Here is a 16,713-nt window from a genome sequence, read left to right as displayed (position 1 = left end):
TTGACAGCGCTCCTCTACCCCCCTAACCTTGAGATGTAAGATACAGTCAGGGTATCGCCTCGCACTCTTAACCATGGCAGGAATCCAAAAATCACCAAACTTAATCCAAACGGTTGCAGACCTAGAATTTCCCGGCGGCCCAATACCGCTTGACTCTCGATTTTATATCGATCGATCGCCCGCCGAAGCCCGAGCTTGCGCAGAAATTAGCAAGCCCGGGAGCCTGATTCGGATTAAAGCTCCCCGAAAAATGGGCAAAAGTTCGCTGATGCTGCGGATAATTCACGCGGCGGTCGATCGGGGATACCGCACAGTTACTGTAGACTTTCAGCAAGCCGACGCAGCAGTTTTTGCTAGTTTAGATAAATTTTTGCGCTGGCTGTGTGTCAATGTCGCTCGCCAACTCAAACTCGAACCAAATCTCGATGAATTCTGGGATGAAGATATGGGGAGCAAGGTAAGCTGCTCTCTTTACTTTGAAAACTATTTGCTCGAACAAATTGACAGTCCCCTTGTCTTGGTACTCAACGAAGTAAACCGAGTATTTGAACGCGCCAATATTGCTCGAGAATTCCTGCCGCTGCTCCGTTTTTGGTACGAACAAGCGCGACAGAGCGAAACCTGGCAAAAACTCCGCATCGCCGTCATTCACTCGACAGAAATTTATATTGCTTTGAGTCTCAATCAATCTCCATTTAATGTAGGACTGCCGATTAAACTCTCAGAATTTACTGCCGAACAAGTCCAAGATTTGGCGCGCCGACACGGATTGAACTGGAGCGACAGCTATCCGGTCGAGCAATTAATGAAAATGGTAGGCGGGCATCCTTATTTAGTGCATTTAGCGCTCTATCACCTGGCAATTTTGCTGCAAAACCGCCTGTCTGTCGGGGATGATGCCTGGGAGGAGCTGGGGCGAGCCGAGTTGGAAGAACTGTTAAAAGCAGCTCCGACTCAAAGCGGAATTTATAGCGACTACCTGCGAAATCAGTCGATCGCCATTCAACAGCAGCCCGAACTAGCCTCGGCATTCCAACAGGTTCTGGATGTTAAAAATAGCATTCACCTCGAACCTTTGATGGCCTATCAGTTAGACAGCATGGGACTTGTCAAACTAGAGGGAAATAACTGTAGCTTGTCTTGCGAATTGTATCGCCTGTATTTTCAAGAGCAAAATTTTTGCGAGGAAAGTTTCTCTGCTGTTGGTTGGGAGGAGTTGCAGCAAGAAAATGAAAGGCTGCTAGCTTTGGTGAATGTGGACGAACTTACTCAAATTGGCAACAGACGGCATTTTGACAGTTGCTTGCGAGCCCAATGGAAACACATGGCTCGCGATGGAGCGCCGATATCTTTGATTTTGTGCGACATCGATTATTTCAAAATATATAATGATACTTACGGACATCAAGCTGGAGATGATTGTTTGCGATCGGTAGCTCAAACAATTCGCCGATCGCTCCAGCGTCCTGCTGATGTAGCCGCTCGCTACGGTGGCGAGGAATTTGCTATCATTTTACCTCAAACTGATGCGGCGGGCGCTCTGGTTATTGCCGAACACATTAGAGCGAAAGTTAAAGCTTTGAGTATTATTTTTAACCCGGAGACTGTTGACTGTTTGCCTAATTATGTGGTAACGATTAGTTTGGGAATTGCCAGCGTTGTTCCGGGGGCGGAAAATGATGCAGCAACGCTGGTACTGGCGGCTGATGAGGCTCTTTATGACTCGAAAAGGCACGGGCGCGATCGGCTGACTATGAGCACGCTTTTAAATTTTCGATTTGCTGCTGTTAATTAAGATTCAGATCCTGTCCGCCCCAACCCGATAATAAACAAAGGTTCGCAGCATCGGAATGCGAGTCCGCATCCATAACTAGGACTCGCATTCCTGACGGAGAACCTATATTGCGGTAGTTGGAGCGGGCATCAGATTAATAGCGGGGGATGCTGCGATCGACCAGCATTGAGTAAGCATCAATGCCGCCAACGATATTTTTAACGTTGGTAAAGCCTCGATCGCTCAGCCACTGGCACATTTGAGCCGATCGCACTCCGTGGTGGCACAGCACTAGGGTTTCTGTATCGCTCAAAAGTCGATCGTCAATATCACCAGACCATTCGGCAAACTCGCTCAGCGGAAAAACTGCAAATCCCGGCAGAGCAGCGAGTTCAATTTCGTAAGGTTCCCGCACATCTACAAGCTGCAATCGATCGGCATTGGTTTCTGCTAATTTACGACCTAATTCTTCGACTGTAATTTGACCAAAATTTTCTGACATTTGATTAGAAGAAAGAAGGAAGTTCGGCAACGGATTTTGTAACGGATTTAACGGATGTTAGTCAGTAGGAAGACTTGTCCTGAGCGTAGCCGAAGGAAGGAAGAAGAAAGAAGGAAGAGAGAAGAAGGGAGAGGGAACAAGGGAGAGGAAGAGGCGAGATTTGCCTAATTACCAATTACCAATTACCAATTAGCAATTCCCAATTCCCCAGGACCAATTCCCAATTAGCAATTCCCCAGGACCAATTACCCATAACTAATTGACCCGCGAAGGCGGTGGAATTAGCTCCGCAGGAGGAGTCGGTGCAGGACGCCCGTCCAACTGGCTCACTGTGCCCCTGGGATCGAGACAAGTGGCAACTAACCTGTCCGTGGGAAAGTCGAGCCTGCCGCTCAACCCGATGACGCATTCAGCAAACAGTTCTGGCAATAAACTGCGGCGGCACCCATCGAGGACTACCAGGGGAGCAGCAGGTTGAGTTTTAGTTTTGCTGTTAATATTCACCACGCAAGTAGTTAATTCGTCGGGGCGCCTCACCCGCCGACAGCTAGAGAGCGCTTCGATACCAGAAATATTGGTTTTGCGGTTGATTTGCAGGGCGCATCTGGATATGTCCCGGGGGTGGAGCGCGTCGGCACAAGCTGCTGCTGCTTCCTCTGCACCGACTCCGGCTTCGATTAGTTCCTTGGCGCAGACGCGATAGGGATTTTGACTTCGGGGGAATCTCAGAGTGATGGCTGATGCTGGCGAGATTGGCAGTGCTGCTGCCAACAAACTCAGCGCGACTAAGGGAGTGCCGAGAGCCAACATCCAGCGCGGTGCGGGCTTTGAGGAAGAATTTTGGGAAAATTTGCGGTTGTGCATGGCAGCTCGGTTTGTGAGTTTTTTGGGCTGGTTGGGTCGATCGCTCGATCGGCTTTTACTTCAGAATTTACCGCACATTACGGATGGCTGCGGTCGATCGATTTTTTTTATGGATATTTGTGGGAATTTTGACCGTTACACACATATAATATAGAGTCTGCATAAAATTGCATACAGATATTAGAGAGGAAAATAAATGTCTCGATATCGAGGCCCCCGATTGAGAATCGTCCGTCGCCTGAAAGAGTTGCCGGGTCTAACCCGCAAAACCCCCAGACGAGATTATCCGCCCGGACAGCACGGTCAAAACCGCAAAAAGCTCTCTGAGTATGCGGTTCGCTTGCAAGAAAAGCAAAAACTCCGTTTCAATTACGGTGTGACGGAACGCCAACTGCTCCGTTACGTCCGCAAAGCCCGCCGTGTCACGGGCTCCACAGGTCAAGTGTTACTGCAATTTTTGGAAATGCGCTTGGACAATACTGTGTTCCGGATGGGAATGGCTCCAACCATTCCGTCCGCTAGACAATTGGTAAATCACGGTCACATCACTGTTAACGATCGTGAAGTCAATATCGCCAGCTATCAGTGCAAGCCCGGTGATGTGGTTGCTGTGAAAAACAGAGAGCGATCGCGCGCAATGGTTGAAACTAATCTCAAAGATCCAGGCTTGGCTCACTTGCCCAATCACTTGGAATTTGACAAGCAAAAACTGGTTGGCAAAGTTAACGGCGTTATCGAACGCGAGTGGATTGCTCTTCAGATTAACGAACTGCTAGTGGTGGAATACTACTCGCGTCAAGCTTAATTTATTAGTCATCAGTCTTTGGTCATTAGTCATCAGTTAGTTGCTAGCCAGTAATTAATAATTCGGTACAAACCCAGTTATTGATTAATTGCTACTGAATAATGAGGATTAAGGACTGAGGACTAAGAATTAATAATTTTCAACACTCCCACCCCCTAAAAAGGGATGGGATTTTTTGAAGGTTTCGCTTGTTAACTTCTTTGAGTTGCTATTTGCTCAGACGACACCTGCCTGATGGCATTAAATCATGTCCGGCCCCAAATTCTTCCCTTAAAAAGTTTCTTCTCCTGTTGGTTCTTGGTGGACAAGACCTCGCTTTTGAAGGCGATAATTCGCTACAACGGGGTAAACAACACCGCGTATCCGATTGATCGCACCTACTGGACGATGAACTGCTAAGCCGTTCCAAGGAGAAAATCGCAGGTTTTCGTTGAAATCAGATTGTTTTTCATAATCAATAATCTGATGCTTGACAGTGAGACGACCTACTCTCAAGAAGGGTGATTCCTGTTCCTTCCAGACATTGATGCCATCGTCGATCGGCATTTTTAGGCTGGTTTGGAACTGAAGGCCAAAATCCCACCAGTATTGAGCATTAGGTTTCGCCAAGGCTTGAATTAGATCGTCCCGGTAATAATTGTCTGGTTTATTGGGATCTAAACCCAAGGCTTTAGCGCGATCGACAAAGGGAAATTTAGGAATTCCCGGTCGAGATTCTTCTGGAATTATCTCGTGGGGTGGTTTGCATGAAACCGGAGTAAACCCATACTTAATTACAGCAGGATATTCGACAGGAACTAGACCAGGCTGGGAGGGATCGAAATCGGGATAGAGACCCAAAGCAGAGGGTGAACCGCTCCAATATTTGGCTGTTAGCAAACTCTTCGGAGTCCGGCTACCCGTAAGCGTCGAGACTGCTATAAAGTGTCTGGGATGTCGTATTAGCCACTTTTTTAATGCCTCTTTTGATTCAACCAGAGCAGAAAAAAAGCCGTAGTAATCTTTGATGGTTTGGCTCACAAATAACTCTGAATTGTGAACAATGATGTCCTGGGTTTTTGACTCGTGGCTTTGCGCCAGTCGTTCCCCTTCCACCCCCATCACTTTCACTGACATTGAGCGCGAATCTTTTTGGTAATCAGGGTATACTGTGGTAGCCCCGTTAGCAAATCGCAACCAAACAGGATATTCTTTGGGTTTTGCTAGCAAACCTTGCTTAAGGGAAATAGCATTGAGTTGGGAAGAACTTAACGAAGCGCGTTTGCCCAATTCCCGTTTAATCGCTTCCTCATCAAAGTCAAAAATTTCCAGAGTTCCTTTAACGCAGGCATGAGTTTTGGCGTGAGTATCTCGCAGCGCCCGCTCCTTATCACCGTAAAGATTATCCATCCGAAGCTTGGCCTGCTCAACCAAAAGATCGTAGTATTTGCGTTCGTCCTGTTCGGGATATTCGGTAAATAACTTCTTGCTCATAACATAACCTTCGGTTAATAGCTAAAAAAGGTTCTACACAAACCGTTGCCTCTGTTAAATAGTATAACTGCTGGTGCAATTGCTTCCGAATAGCCGTAGCTGATCGCTTGCGAAAAGATCGCCTTTTTCTTCCTCATTTTTGAGGGCGCAGGTGTGTTTGCGCCCCCCACTACCTTGAGTCTTAGTTGTCAGCTACAACTTAAAGCTCGAAGGAGACTTTGTACTTAGGATCGCTTGGAGGAACATTACGATTCACTAAATCAGAGACTGTTTTGGTATTTTGGATAATTTCCCAACCAACCTCGGAAAAAGTTTCCTTATTGAAGACTTTAGGCGATAACAAAGGATTAGTTAAAGCTTGGGAGAAAGCATCAATGCCGATTATCCGTGCTACTAAAGGCGGAATTGCTGAATTTTTCCGGACATCTTCAGCGTACAATCCGACAAATAATTCAATCTTATCAACATGACCGTACAACTCTTTTAATTTCTGTTGAGCGTATTCGTCACCCGTAATTTGATTGAAATCAGTCACCCTGGGATAACCACACATTTCGCGGTAATCGTTATAACTGGCTAACTGCGCCTGCCGTCCGAGTTTAACAGATGCTAGTTCGGTAGCATCAATAAATGTATAGGGTGTTCCTGCGATCTTAAAATCAGGTGTGTTAAACAAACCAATTCTAGTGCCTGGTTGGGAACAAGTTTCTTCCATCAATGCACCCAACCCTTTATCGATTAACATCTGATTATTCCAGAGGGAATCGTACATGGATTTTTCTTTGCCGTCATAGATAAAGGTTTCAGGAACCGCACTATGCCAGCGATAGACAAAACTAAACTCAATCGCCATCCAATTTTCTCGATACCAACTTTCCTTGGTAAAAGCTTCAGGATCGGCAAAAAACCTAAAATTATAGGGCGTAATGTGGAAAATGTACTCTTCCATAATGATATTGAGAACAATCACCATGAGAATATTTCTCGCGGTTTGGAAGAGCCTCTCATCGTCCCATTCCGGATAGCTTTTGGACAAAACATCACAAATTCGATTATGCTCCCTGATACATAAAGTGTTGAGCATGACATAGCCAATTTGGACGTTTGCCCGTTCAACTCCCATTGCAAATAGCTTGCTTTTCTTTTCGGGGGGTTGTCTTTTCTCATCATTAAGGGGTGCATGAAGGCCTTCAAATTGAGGATCGATAATACCCTGCTCAGGATCGGCATAATAAAAGAGTGGATACTCTTCTTCTACGCCATCTTTGCGCTTGAGTTTTTGGGTTTTAAATTTACCGTCTTTGAAAGCTCTGAGCATATTTGTTTGTTTGCGGGTCAACCCGTAAACATTACACATATCAATCTGATGGTTGGAGGTATTTTTGAAGCGGTTTTGCTGATCGATCCGGAGAAAACTATCTGTAAACCACTGCACCCAATAGGGAAAGAGCAGAGTCGATTTTTCCGAATAAATGGTTTTTCCGTCTCTTTTTTGGAATAAGGTCTTTACTTTGTCCAGTGGTGGTAAATTCCCTTCTTTGTTAAATTCCGGATCGGGAGGTAAATGTCGCCCAGTATAAGTCTTGTCTGTAAGTGAATCCCAAGAGATATAGGTATCAGTTTTCTTGGGAATATCTGTCCCGGGAATTTTGGGATCTAAGCCCATTAAGCTATAGGGAAGCGGGCGAGTCGGAAGTTTGTAAATGATGCTATTGAGAAAAAATTTGTTTAGTTTACGTTTCAGAGGCTCGTAACTTTGAACTAAGTTCCAAATTGGTTTGAAATGAGTCAACGTATATGCTAAAGCTTTGTTGCTCAATCCATCTCTAGATGTATCTCTTGTCATGATTCCTTTTCCTTTCGATTGTTGTAGATTAGGTAGATTACAAAGTCTTCTGATGTTCGGTTCTGAGAGTTTGATCGAGTTTTATCATTTTTCTAGATTTTCAATTACTTGGGAGAGAATTTTTTGCAGATTCTTAGGCCGATAGTCTTGGCTTTTTTTCAATCGCTCGATCGCGCTTTCATGAAGATCCTCAAGGGTCTCCCCCACCTCGCGCCACTTGATTCCTGCCAATTTGAAGAACCCAGGATCGTTTTTAAATGGAGCCTTATAATCAGGCTTGATATCCTCAATTGCCTCTGGCTCGAATTCCAGCTTCAATTCCAACTCACTGATTTGATCCAACATCCACTTCAAGACAGCATCTGATAACCCCCGGTATTCTGGCGTACCACCGCCGATGCAGCCATGCTCGCCTGGAAACCAAACTTGACGAAGCTTCTGCTTGGGGGCATCAGGATTTTTCTTCATCAGGGTAACATCAAAGACTTCGCGAATTTCGTCGATCGCAACGGCGTGCAACGCATTCTCAATATCCTTATTTAAAGTGGTGTCGTGGAATTTGTACCTTGTTTTGAGCTGTCCCTCAAATTTCTTAAAGGCGGGTACAAGAGGAATACCAAGGGCTCCAACGGTGTCGAAACAACCAAGCAAGGTAATCGGGACCCGCTCGCCGTTATCTTTGCCGTAATTTTCGCGGAAACTCTTTGCTTTGTCATCATTTGGTTTAACGCCTCGCTCACGGTAAAGCTCGTAAGCTTCTGATGCCTTGGTAATATAACGGCGGGATAGGAGACCGGAGCAATAGATCATCCCCGCTAAGCTCCTGACTGTGTAAGCACCGCGACTGAACCCGAATAGATAGATTTCGTCACCCCGATCGTAGTTGAAAGAAAGAAAACGATAGGCATCTTGTATATTTTTATCGATTCCCAGCCCAGTGACTCCGCCCACAATCTTGTTACTGTCCACTCCAATCCCCTCGTCATAAAACACGATCTGCGGAACCCCGTCACTGGCTGTCCGTTTCACGGCCTGGGCAAGCTTAACCACATTAGTTGGGCACTGAGTATCTAGTTTGTTCCAAGTTCCATCACAGCAAACTATCAGACGTTTCCCTGGTTTCGTCATTTTTATATTCTCCCTTTGAATCTGAAATTTGATAGGGACCTGTCATTGGTAATCGGTTACTTGAGAATTGCCAATTCCCCTTTTTGGGTCGCCTCAGGCAAGCCCTCCTAATTTCTTACTCGACGAAATTGTTATCGGGTTGGGCAATCTTGAGTTATTTCGATTCTCCGGATATTAGTCCCAAAATACCATCTAGTCTAGTTGGCTGTATTAAAATGTGAATTTTATTTATATTTCTTAAATTAAAAAATTTACAGTGTGAAATAGTAGGTTTGGTTCTGGGAAAATGCTCGATTCTCCTAAAACGTAAAAAATTCCGAGCGTGAGATCGTAGGTTTGGTTCTGGGAAAATGCTCGATTCTCCTCACTGGAGTAGCGATCCGACGCCCTACCTAACAAACCTTTAAACACATTTACGCTCTGCCTTGTCAGCTTTTAAAACAGCTATATCTTGTAGATTTGTGGGTTGGCGACAAGATAATAGTGACGTATTAGCCACACCCATAGCAGATTTGGGCTGTGTTTAGGGTTAAAATTTGTTTCAGTCACTCTCAGATTTTCTGCGATGTGCTTTAAGTTTTTAACAATGTGTGGGCTTTTCTGGTTTCTCGATCGGTAAATTTGTGCGAAAATTTCCTAGCCCCGGTTAAATTTGAAACGTCCAAAAGTGGGGACGATCGACCGCAGCGACAAACTGCGGGGTTCTCGCACCAAAATCAAAGGCAGCAGGCCCACCAACCGCACAGCAGCCGAGAGGGCAAACAGTGCCCCCAAACTCATGCCCGGAAGTTCGGCAAGAAAGCCTCCGGCGGTAGTTCCCAAAGCCCCAGCTACTCCCGAAACTGCTGCGGCGATCGCAAAATAAGTCGAAGGTTGCTGATGAGGCGCGATCTCCATTTGAATGTTGTTAGTACACAGGGCGATCGCCCCTAAAGTCGTCCCCCCCACCAAGTGCAGCAGCGGCAGCCACACCCACACGGCAAATGGGTAATTGCCCGTACCCAACCACAGCAAAGGCGTTACCGCTACCACCAGCCCCACCGCAATTAGCAGCGGGCGATTTCCCCAGCGATCGGCCAACTTGCCCCAAAACAGCAGCAGCAACAGATTTGCTCCCGAACTCAAGCTGCTGTAAACCGTTACCAAACTCACATCCAAGCTTAAATCTTTCAGCAGGTAGATATTAAAAAAAGGCGCGCTGAGATTAACTGCAAACGTCCACACGCTAAAGTAAAGAATAAACATTAAGAAATTAGAATCTTTCAGCACAGAAGGTACAAAATCTGTTGATTGCTTTTCTTTTTTCTCTGTAAGTCGATCGCTCTGTGCATCTTTTCCGTATACCTGCGGATTCACATCAACCATCAAGAATTGATACCCCAAACTAATCATTCCCGCCACAACACCCAAAAATAAAACCACACCGTAGCTCAAAATTGGATCGGCGCCCCAAGTTGACACGAACAGTCCCATCAGCGGCACTCCCAGCAAAGTAACTAAGCTGGTAGCACTGTTGCGAAAGCCAAAATAGCGTCCCCGCAAGCGGTGAGGAACCACCGCAGCCATCCAACTAAACCAGTTAGAAGTGGCAAAAGCTGCCAGCACGCTAGCGGCTATGACAGTTACCAGCGTCCACTGGAGTAGTTGTTGGGGGTCTGCGTGCTGCCGGCCCCAAACAATTGCCACCACGAGCACCAGCCACAGCAGCCGCGACAAGCCGAATATCGCTAGGTTGTACCAGTGGCGGCTGGTTGTGCGATCGGCGATGTATGCTCCTAATGGTTGCAGGAGATTTACCAGCATCGGAATAGCAGATAATATACCTATTTCCACGCTGCTCGCGCCGACTTGCAGTAAGAAGTTGCTCAGCAGCAGGCCGGTAGTCGCCGACTCGAAGACAGTGGCAAAAACGCCCTCTATAGTTGAGGCTTTGAGGGTCGATCGAACGTCTTGTTTAGAAATTTTGAGAGCTGTTTTTGCAGGTCGAACGAGCTGAGATATTGTCTTTTCTAATATTTCTGAAGTTTGAAGAGCTAGAGGCTCATTTAACTCTGCAACTGGTTCAACCATAGTCATAGGATTTTAGATTTTAGATTTTAGATTTTAGATTTTAGATTTGCACAATCCTTGTTTGGTCAAGGTTTGGGGCTTGCTGGCGATTAAATTATTGTTGGCGCACGGGCGTCAATACAATTTAATCCTGCGGTCAATTGCTGAGCTAACCTGCTAAGATAAAGCCAGCCTAGCCTTCAAGATGTTAGCTTGAAAGCTAGACTGGCACTTCCGGGTAATTATTATCAATATAGATGGCAAGCCCTCGCTGGGACATCAACCGCTTGGGAGATATAAATTTGCTAATTGTAAACAAGTAGGTTTTAGGGCTTAACCAGGAAGCGATCGCAACATTTCGCCTGCCAAAAATTGCTCGAATTCCCCCTCGAATAAGTCGCCCCAAGGGCCAAAACAAATTTCGCGCGAGATCCTCCACTCGGCTCTCAAACCTTTACGGCTAGCTAAATCTATAGAATGAAAGACGATCGACTTGCCGAGTATGGCTGCTAACTCCAGCCCTCGGGCGATCGCGGCTATTCCCTCTGGGGCGACAGCATCCACTTGCTGCATATCCACGACAACTCTCAGGGCGGCCCTTTCCAAAGCTTGCTCCAAATTATTTTGGAAATCTAGGACAGCGATGCCGCCGAGACAGCCCTTGGGTTGCAAAACAATGGTGTGGGATGCGGTGGTTTCGGGAGCGAGTTGAGCGGTTGAACCGCAAACAAATGAAGGCATGAGGGTAGTGGCGGTTTTCATCTTTCTTCCCCCTGGGAGACAGTCATAGCTGTAGTCAGTACGGGGTAGATGGGGCGATCGAGGATGCAAGGTGTATGGAAGATAGCTATAACCATCTTGTTTTTTGAGCCTGTTTACAGTATTTGTACTTAATTCCAGGAATCAGTTTGTTGCTCTTGGACGCGCTGGCGCTCAGTATTTCGGGTGTTTTGTGAAAATCCGCCGCACGTGCCCGTAGGACTTCGGAGTAGGTTGCGCCCGATCGCACTTCCAAAAAAGTCTGGCTTGCTTCAAGGCAACTAATAGCACAAAATTATCACTTGACAAAAATTACGGTAACTGCTGATAATAGCAAACCCTAGAATTAAGCTTAAATGTTTGAGGGGTATCACTGCTACTGCGTGATGTCGATCGCCGGCAAATTTACTGATTTCTGCATTTGAGCGTGACAAAAACTCAACCTTTATCCGGGTATACACTGCCAGTATTTGCCTGTGCAGCCGCACTTGCAGCTTTGCGGTGCTTGCGCGCAGGTATTCAGTCTGTAGATAGCGTATCAGTAAATTTACTGGAACCGCCAATAACGGCAGAAATTCCGATCGAACAAGCATCTGTACTCAAAACTGGTACAGCTTTAGGCGTGACTCGCTCAGATCCGGGAGACAACCTCGATCTGACTCGCAATACTCCCGTTTGGGCAATGGTGGAATTGCGGAGAGAGGGAGAGGGGGAGAGGGGGAGAATGGGAGAGAGGGAGAGGGGGAGAGAGGGAGAGCAGATTGTGATTCTCGGCGGTGAAGGTATAGGGCGTCACGCAGTCGGTGGAGGAGCGGCAATTTATGATTACGCAATGCGGCTGCTGCGATCGAATCTGGGCCGAGAACTCGCACCGTCCGAGAGAATTACTGTCACCCTGATTCTGCCCTTGGGGCGCCAGCTAGCCGCCCGGACTTCTAACGAAGCTTTCGGCGTCGTAGAAGGACTTTCGCTGCTGGGTACAACTGGCATTTCTCAACCCCTGAGCGCCCCCGGACAGTTGGAAGTTTACCGCGAACAACTGCAACAAAAAGCCGAACTGTTTGACACTTTAGTGTTTTGCATCGGCGAAAACGGCTTGGATTTGGCGCGACAACTGGGCATCGATCCGCAGCGGCTGGTGAAAACCGCTAACTGGCTCGGCCCGCTGCTGGTAGAGGCTGGAGTTCAGGGCGTGCGATCGATCTTGCTGTTTGGCTATCACGGCAAATTGATGAAATTGGCGGCGGGGATTTTTCATACTCACCACCACCTCGCTGACGGGCGCCGGGAAATTCTCACAGCTTACTGTGCTAAGGCTGGAATGCCCGCCGATGCGTGTTCCGCAATTTTTGCCGCAGCGACAGCCGAAGATGCTCTCGGGCAACTGCGGGCTTTGGATGGGGCAACTGGCAGCAATTGGGTCGATCGAATTTACGGCGACATCGCCCGAGAAATCGACTTGCGATCGTCGGATTGCATTTTTACTCACACCAACCAGCGTATCCCCGTGGGATCGGTGATGTTTGGGCGCGATCGCAAAATTATTGTTAAAAGTGACATAGGAGATACATTTTTGACCCAAATTTGTTAATGTAGTGTGAATATCCCTGAATTCTGTTTAAAACATCGGTCAGGGATAATATTTAACAAGTAATAATTTTCAGTCCCTAGACCTTAATTATACTAGGTTGCTTCAGGACGCACTTTCTGAGGCAAGAGTTCAAATTAATTAGGGTAAGGCTTGAAGTAAATCTATGCTTGTCCTCGGCCCTATTAATTGACTAAAATCGCAGACAGCAATCTAGTATAAATAAGATTTATTCCTAGCGACCATTTGTCGCTCGCCTTAATCACTCTTACACTCAGGCGGCGACAAATACCTCCGCAACTTTCGGCCCAATTAGCAATTAGCAACTACGCAATAACCGTGACTACTAAAATAGAAACTGAATCAGACCTCACAAACTCTTCTCTGGGGGAAATAGCTCGCCAGACGATCGTGATTCTCGACTTTGGTTCGCAATATTCCGAACTGATTGCTCGCCGCATTCGCGAAACTCAAGTATATTCAGAAGTTATTTCTTACCGCACTACGGCAGAACAGTTAAGAACTATCAATCCTAAAGGAATTATTCTTTCAGGAGGCCCGAGTTCTGTATACGATGAAAGAGCTCCCCAATGCGACCCGGAAATTTGGAATTTGGGAATACCGGTGTTGGGCGTCTGCTACGGGATGCAGTTGATGGTAAAGCAACTCGGCGGGACAGTTGAGCGGGCTAAGTTGGCCGAATACGGCAAGGCATCGCTATTTATTGACGATCCTACGGATTTGCTGACAAATGTCGAAGAGGGCAGCACGATGTGGATGAGCCACGGAGACTCCTGTAGCGAGCTGCCGGCGGGTTTTGAGATCCTCGCTCACACAGATAATACTCCGTCTGCTGCTGTTGCTCACCACGATAAAAATTTGTACGGGGTGCAGTTTCACCCAGAAGTGGTTCACTCGATCGGCGGACAAGCTTTGATTCGCAATTTTGTTTACCATATTTGCGAGTGCGAACCGACTTGGACGACAGCTACTTTTGTTGAGGAAACTATTCGCGAAATTCGCGCCCGAGTGGGAGACCAACGAGTTTTGTTGGCTCTATCAGGCGGGGTTGATTCTTCAACTTTGGCTTTCTTGCTGCACAAGGCGATCGGCGACCAACTTACTTGTATGTTTATCGACCAAGGGTTTATGCGCAAGCAGGAACCGGAACGGTTGGTGAAATTATTTCAAGAGCAATTTCACATTCCGGTGCAGTATGTCAACGCTCGCGATCGCTTTTTGGCTCAGCTTGAAGGCGTTACCGATCCTGAAGTAAAACGCAAGCGGATCGGTCACGAATTTATCAGTGTATTTGAAGAAGAATCGAAGCGCCTCGGCCCCTTCGATTACCTCGCTCAAGGTACTCTTTACCCGGATGTGATTGAGTCGGCTGACACGAATGTAGACCCGAAAAGCGGCGAACGAGTTGCTGTTAAAATTAAAAGCCACCACAATGTCGGCGGTTTACCAAAAGATTTGTGTTTTAAGCTGATCGAACCGCTGCGGAAATTGTTTAAGGATGAGGTGCGAAAAGTCGGCAGATCGATCGGGCTTCCTGAAGAAATCGTCAACCGACAACCTTTCCCGGGCCCGGGATTGGCGATTCGGATTACCGGAGAAGTTACCGCAGAGAGACTAAATATTTTGCGGGATGCTGACTTCATCGTGCGCCAAGAAATTAACCGGCACGGATTGTACGGCGAACTTTGGCAAGCTTTTGCAGTTTTGCTCCCGATTCGCAGTGTAGGCGTTATGGGCGATCAGCGCACGTATGCTTACCCGATCGTTCTGCGATTTATTAAGAGTGAAGACGGGATGACGGCTGACTGGGCGCGGGTTCCTTACGATTTGTTGGAATTGATCTCGAACCGGATTGTGAATGAGGTTAAGGGCGTTAACCGGGTGGTTTACGATATTACTTCTAAGCCGCCTGGTACGATCGAGTGGGAGTGATTGCTAGTTAGCTAATTGAGTGGGCGGACAATAAGTAGGTGGACATAAATAAATATAATAATGTCCGAAGAGAGGAACGAAGCAATCGCAGGGTTTTGAGATTGCTTGGTTGTCTCGAAGGACAGGAAATATATATGTCCACCTACTTAGTTTTGTCCCTCTGCTGGACTTACGAACTCTTGAATGAGAAACGCGGTTTCTGACTAGGAATTTGGGCGGCACTCTGGCACTGTGCAGTGTTAGGTAACATTTTGATACTTCTTTTGATACTTCTATCCTAAAGGAAGAAACCTAACTTGCCCCTCCCATTCTCCCTCAATACTGCACTCAGCAATCAGTATAATTTCCTCGATTGCTAACCCCACTGAGACTCGGCGGCTTACTTCAAATAATCCAGGCATAGACAATCCTGATTCAATCCGATCGCACAGCAAAAGCGATCGTGGTTGCAACATCATGGGTTAGGACAATACGCCCTTGCTGTGCAGCCCATTCTAAAACAGTTGGATCGTCAGTTCCTGATAATTCCACATCTTGAACGCGCACAATATCAACATGACGACTCTGCCGAAAAATACCGCGAACAATCTGATTATTGAAATTCTCGTCAGCAAGGAATCGAGCCATGTTAGATTACCTCTGCCGATATCGTCTAGCCAATAACCGAGATCGTATTCCAATCGGATTAAAACGCTGCTCAGTTTCCTGCCGAATTGCTGCTGCTTGATGTTGACGTTCTAAAAGATAAACATCAACTTCAGCCTGATGTCTCAAGTAGTAACCAATGGTTGAATAAATATCTTGGATCTGAAGTGAGGTGTATTGCTCTCCTATCTCTTCTGCTGTAGCACCTTCCAGGAAAGCCATCACAACGGTGTCTAGGGTGACGCGAGTTTTACCGACTCGTACAACGCCATGAGCATCAATTTCTAAAGGTGCTGGTTCGATCGCAATTGCTAATGTCATAGGCTCTACCAAGTTACTACTTCGATTATTTTTCGCTCTTTACATCAATTGTATCATTAGTTATCAAAGCTAAGTCTAGAGGATAATCGCCAGTTGTTAGTTGCGCTTCAACTTCTATTTTGCCATCTATATATACATTTGAATCTGGCTTCGTATATTTAATTTCCGCACAGTCGAAATAGCTAACAGCTCCTAACAATGAAATAAGATGCTCTCTTAAATTATTCAGATCGAAGTCCTCAATCTTAATTGTATGACCGCTCTTTAACTCAATTTCAATCTGGTCGTAGGTTCCATCAAGCTTTGTTCCATGAAAAATATCAATTTCTTTTCCAGTTAGTTGAGTGTAACGTTTAGCTAATTTGCTCATACCATAAAGAGTTCCTATTTCTTTGGTCGTAAACTCGATAGATTGAATTGCAGCAATATCAATGATGTGAGTGTTGTTGAGGTTGATAAATTTTCCCATGCTGCTTCACCAAAAGACCTACCCATGAAACCTTATCTAAGAATATTAAAATATTTTAGCATTGAACGCGAATAGATGACCTCTATAAACTGCAATATCGACAAGAGAGGCTGTACAACTAAACATCAACTTGTAAAGGCGGGATAAACGCATTATCTAAGCCCAAGATACCGCATAGTTTGTGTCTTGTCAAATTCTACCAAGTAATTCATTGACGCCAAGTGGGTATGCCAAATTCGTTAATGAAGCCATTGTAAATCTGTTCAAATCCTATTGCAGCAACCCGATCGCACACGCAGGTTGCTGCAATCCAGCATCGCGCTAAAGCCGATCGTTTCAATAACATATCCTGATTGCAACTTCCTTTACAACCATAAAAAAAGATGTGCTAATCAGCAGATTTAGGAAATGGCTAATTCAACTTCAAGTCATCCATAGGGCCCTTAAAAATTGCCGAGTCCCGCACCGGACACGGCATTGCCGTGTCCCTGCGGGTATCCCGTACAAATTAGCCAACAATTAAGGCAAAGTCGAGCA

Annotated in this window: 15 protein-coding genes; 5 read left to right on the top strand and 10 right to left on the bottom strand. The window is 46.2% G+C overall.

The features are described from left to right. The first annotated feature begins 73 nt into the window (after positions 1–73). The gene (locus QUB63_RS11720) at positions 74–1,795 is read left to right on the top strand and encodes an AAA-like domain-containing protein (RefSeq protein WP_332945279.1); all 1,722 of its coding nucleotides are present in this window, start codon (positions 74–76) and stop codon (positions 1,793–1,795) included. A gap of 133 nt (positions 1,796–1,928) precedes the next feature. Here the strand turns inward: QUB63_RS11720 and QUB63_RS11715 are convergent, their stop codons facing one another. Together QUB63_RS11715 and QUB63_RS11710 are read right to left on the bottom strand one after the other, a co-directional pair. Next, positions 1,929–2,276 (bottom strand): rhodanese-like domain-containing protein, encoded by a 348-nt coding sequence (locus QUB63_RS11715; protein ID WP_332945277.1) that lies wholly within the window; start codon positions 2,274–2,276, stop codon positions 1,929–1,931. 255 nt (positions 2,277–2,531) lie between these two features. Then, entirely contained in the window at positions 2,532–3,140 is a 609-nt protein-coding gene (locus QUB63_RS11710) for a hypothetical protein (RefSeq protein WP_332945276.1), read from the bottom strand. Between QUB63_RS11710 and QUB63_RS11705 the strand changes: the two genes are divergently transcribed. After that, the gene (locus tag QUB63_RS11705) at positions 3,139–3,294 is read left to right on the top strand and encodes a hypothetical protein (protein WP_332945274.1); all 156 of its coding nucleotides are present in this window, start codon (positions 3,139–3,141) and stop codon (positions 3,292–3,294) included. The genes QUB63_RS11710 and QUB63_RS11705 overlap by 2 nt on opposite strands. A 42-nt stretch (positions 3,295–3,336) precedes the next feature. Beyond that, positions 3,337–3,945: a 30S ribosomal protein S4 gene (gene rpsD / locus QUB63_RS11700; RefSeq protein ID WP_332945273.1), complete on the top strand. Its 609-nt coding sequence runs from the start codon at positions 3,337–3,339 to the stop codon at positions 3,943–3,945. A 270-nt stretch (positions 3,946–4,215) separates the two neighbouring features. Here rpsD and QUB63_RS11695 read toward each other — a convergent pair whose 3' ends face one another. From QUB63_RS11695 to QUB63_RS11675, 5 genes are all read right to left on the bottom strand, one after another. Further along, positions 4,216–5,418, bottom strand: coding sequence for a catalase (locus QUB63_RS11695; RefSeq protein ID WP_332945272.1), 1,203 nt, complete (start codon positions 5,416–5,418; stop codon positions 4,216–4,218). A gap of 199 nt (positions 5,419–5,617) precedes the next feature. Next, positions 5,618–7,237: a peroxidase family protein gene (locus QUB63_RS11690; RefSeq protein ID WP_332945271.1), complete on the bottom strand. Its 1,620-nt coding sequence runs from the start codon at positions 7,235–7,237 to the stop codon at positions 5,618–5,620. Between the two features lie 111 nt (positions 7,238–7,348). After that, entirely contained in the window at positions 7,349–8,392 is a 1,044-nt protein-coding gene (locus tag QUB63_RS11685; protein WP_332945270.1) for a DUF2235 domain-containing protein, read from the bottom strand. Between the two features lie 636 nt (positions 8,393–9,028). After that, positions 9,029–10,462: an MFS transporter gene (locus QUB63_RS11680; protein WP_332945268.1), complete on the bottom strand. Its 1,434-nt coding sequence runs from the start codon at positions 10,460–10,462 to the stop codon at positions 9,029–9,031. Between the two features lie 312 nt (positions 10,463–10,774). After that, positions 10,775–11,203: an STAS domain-containing protein gene (locus QUB63_RS11675; RefSeq protein ID WP_332945267.1), complete on the bottom strand. Its 429-nt coding sequence runs from the start codon at positions 11,201–11,203 to the stop codon at positions 10,775–10,777. Between the two features lie 424 nt (positions 11,204–11,627). Between QUB63_RS11675 and cbiD the strand changes: the two genes are divergently transcribed. Both cbiD and guaA read left to right on the top strand, forming a co-directional pair. Then, complete coding sequence (gene cbiD / locus QUB63_RS11670) at positions 11,628–12,791, top strand: cobalt-precorrin-5B (C(1))-methyltransferase CbiD (RefSeq protein WP_332945266.1); 1,164 nt, start codon at positions 11,628–11,630, stop codon at positions 12,789–12,791. A gap of 348 nt (positions 12,792–13,139) precedes the next feature. Further along, positions 13,140–14,741 carry a glutamine-hydrolyzing GMP synthase gene (guaA, locus tag QUB63_RS11665; RefSeq protein ID WP_442921766.1) on the top strand — a complete coding sequence of 534 codons (1,602 nt, stop codon included), beginning with the start codon at positions 13,140–13,142 and terminating at the stop codon, positions 14,739–14,741. A gap of 414 nt (positions 14,742–15,155) precedes the next feature. Here guaA and QUB63_RS11660 read toward each other — a convergent pair whose 3' ends face one another. Genes QUB63_RS11660 through QUB63_RS11650 form a run of 3 tightly spaced genes read right to left on the bottom strand, consistent with a single transcriptional unit; the run spans position 15,156 to position 16,176 of the window. Further along, positions 15,156–15,368, bottom strand: a complete 213-nt coding sequence (locus QUB63_RS11660; protein WP_332945262.1) for a DUF5615 family PIN-like protein — start codon at positions 15,366–15,368, stop codon at positions 15,156–15,158. Between the two features lie 6 nt (positions 15,369–15,374). Then, positions 15,375–15,707, bottom strand: a complete 333-nt coding sequence (locus QUB63_RS11655; protein ID WP_332945261.1) for a DUF433 domain-containing protein — start codon at positions 15,705–15,707, stop codon at positions 15,375–15,377. Positions 15,708–15,732: 25 nt separating this feature from the next. Further along, entirely contained in the window at positions 15,733–16,176 is a 444-nt protein-coding gene (locus QUB63_RS11650; protein WP_332945260.1) for a hypothetical protein, read from the bottom strand. Positions 16,177–16,713: the final 537 nt, after the last annotated feature.

Origin of the sequence: Microcoleus sp. ARI1-B5 (assembly GCF_036705795.1) — a bacterium.
GTDB lineage: Bacteria > Cyanobacteriota > Cyanobacteriia > Cyanobacteriales > Microcoleaceae > Microcoleus.
This window is presented reverse-complemented; position numbering and strand designations above follow the sequence as displayed.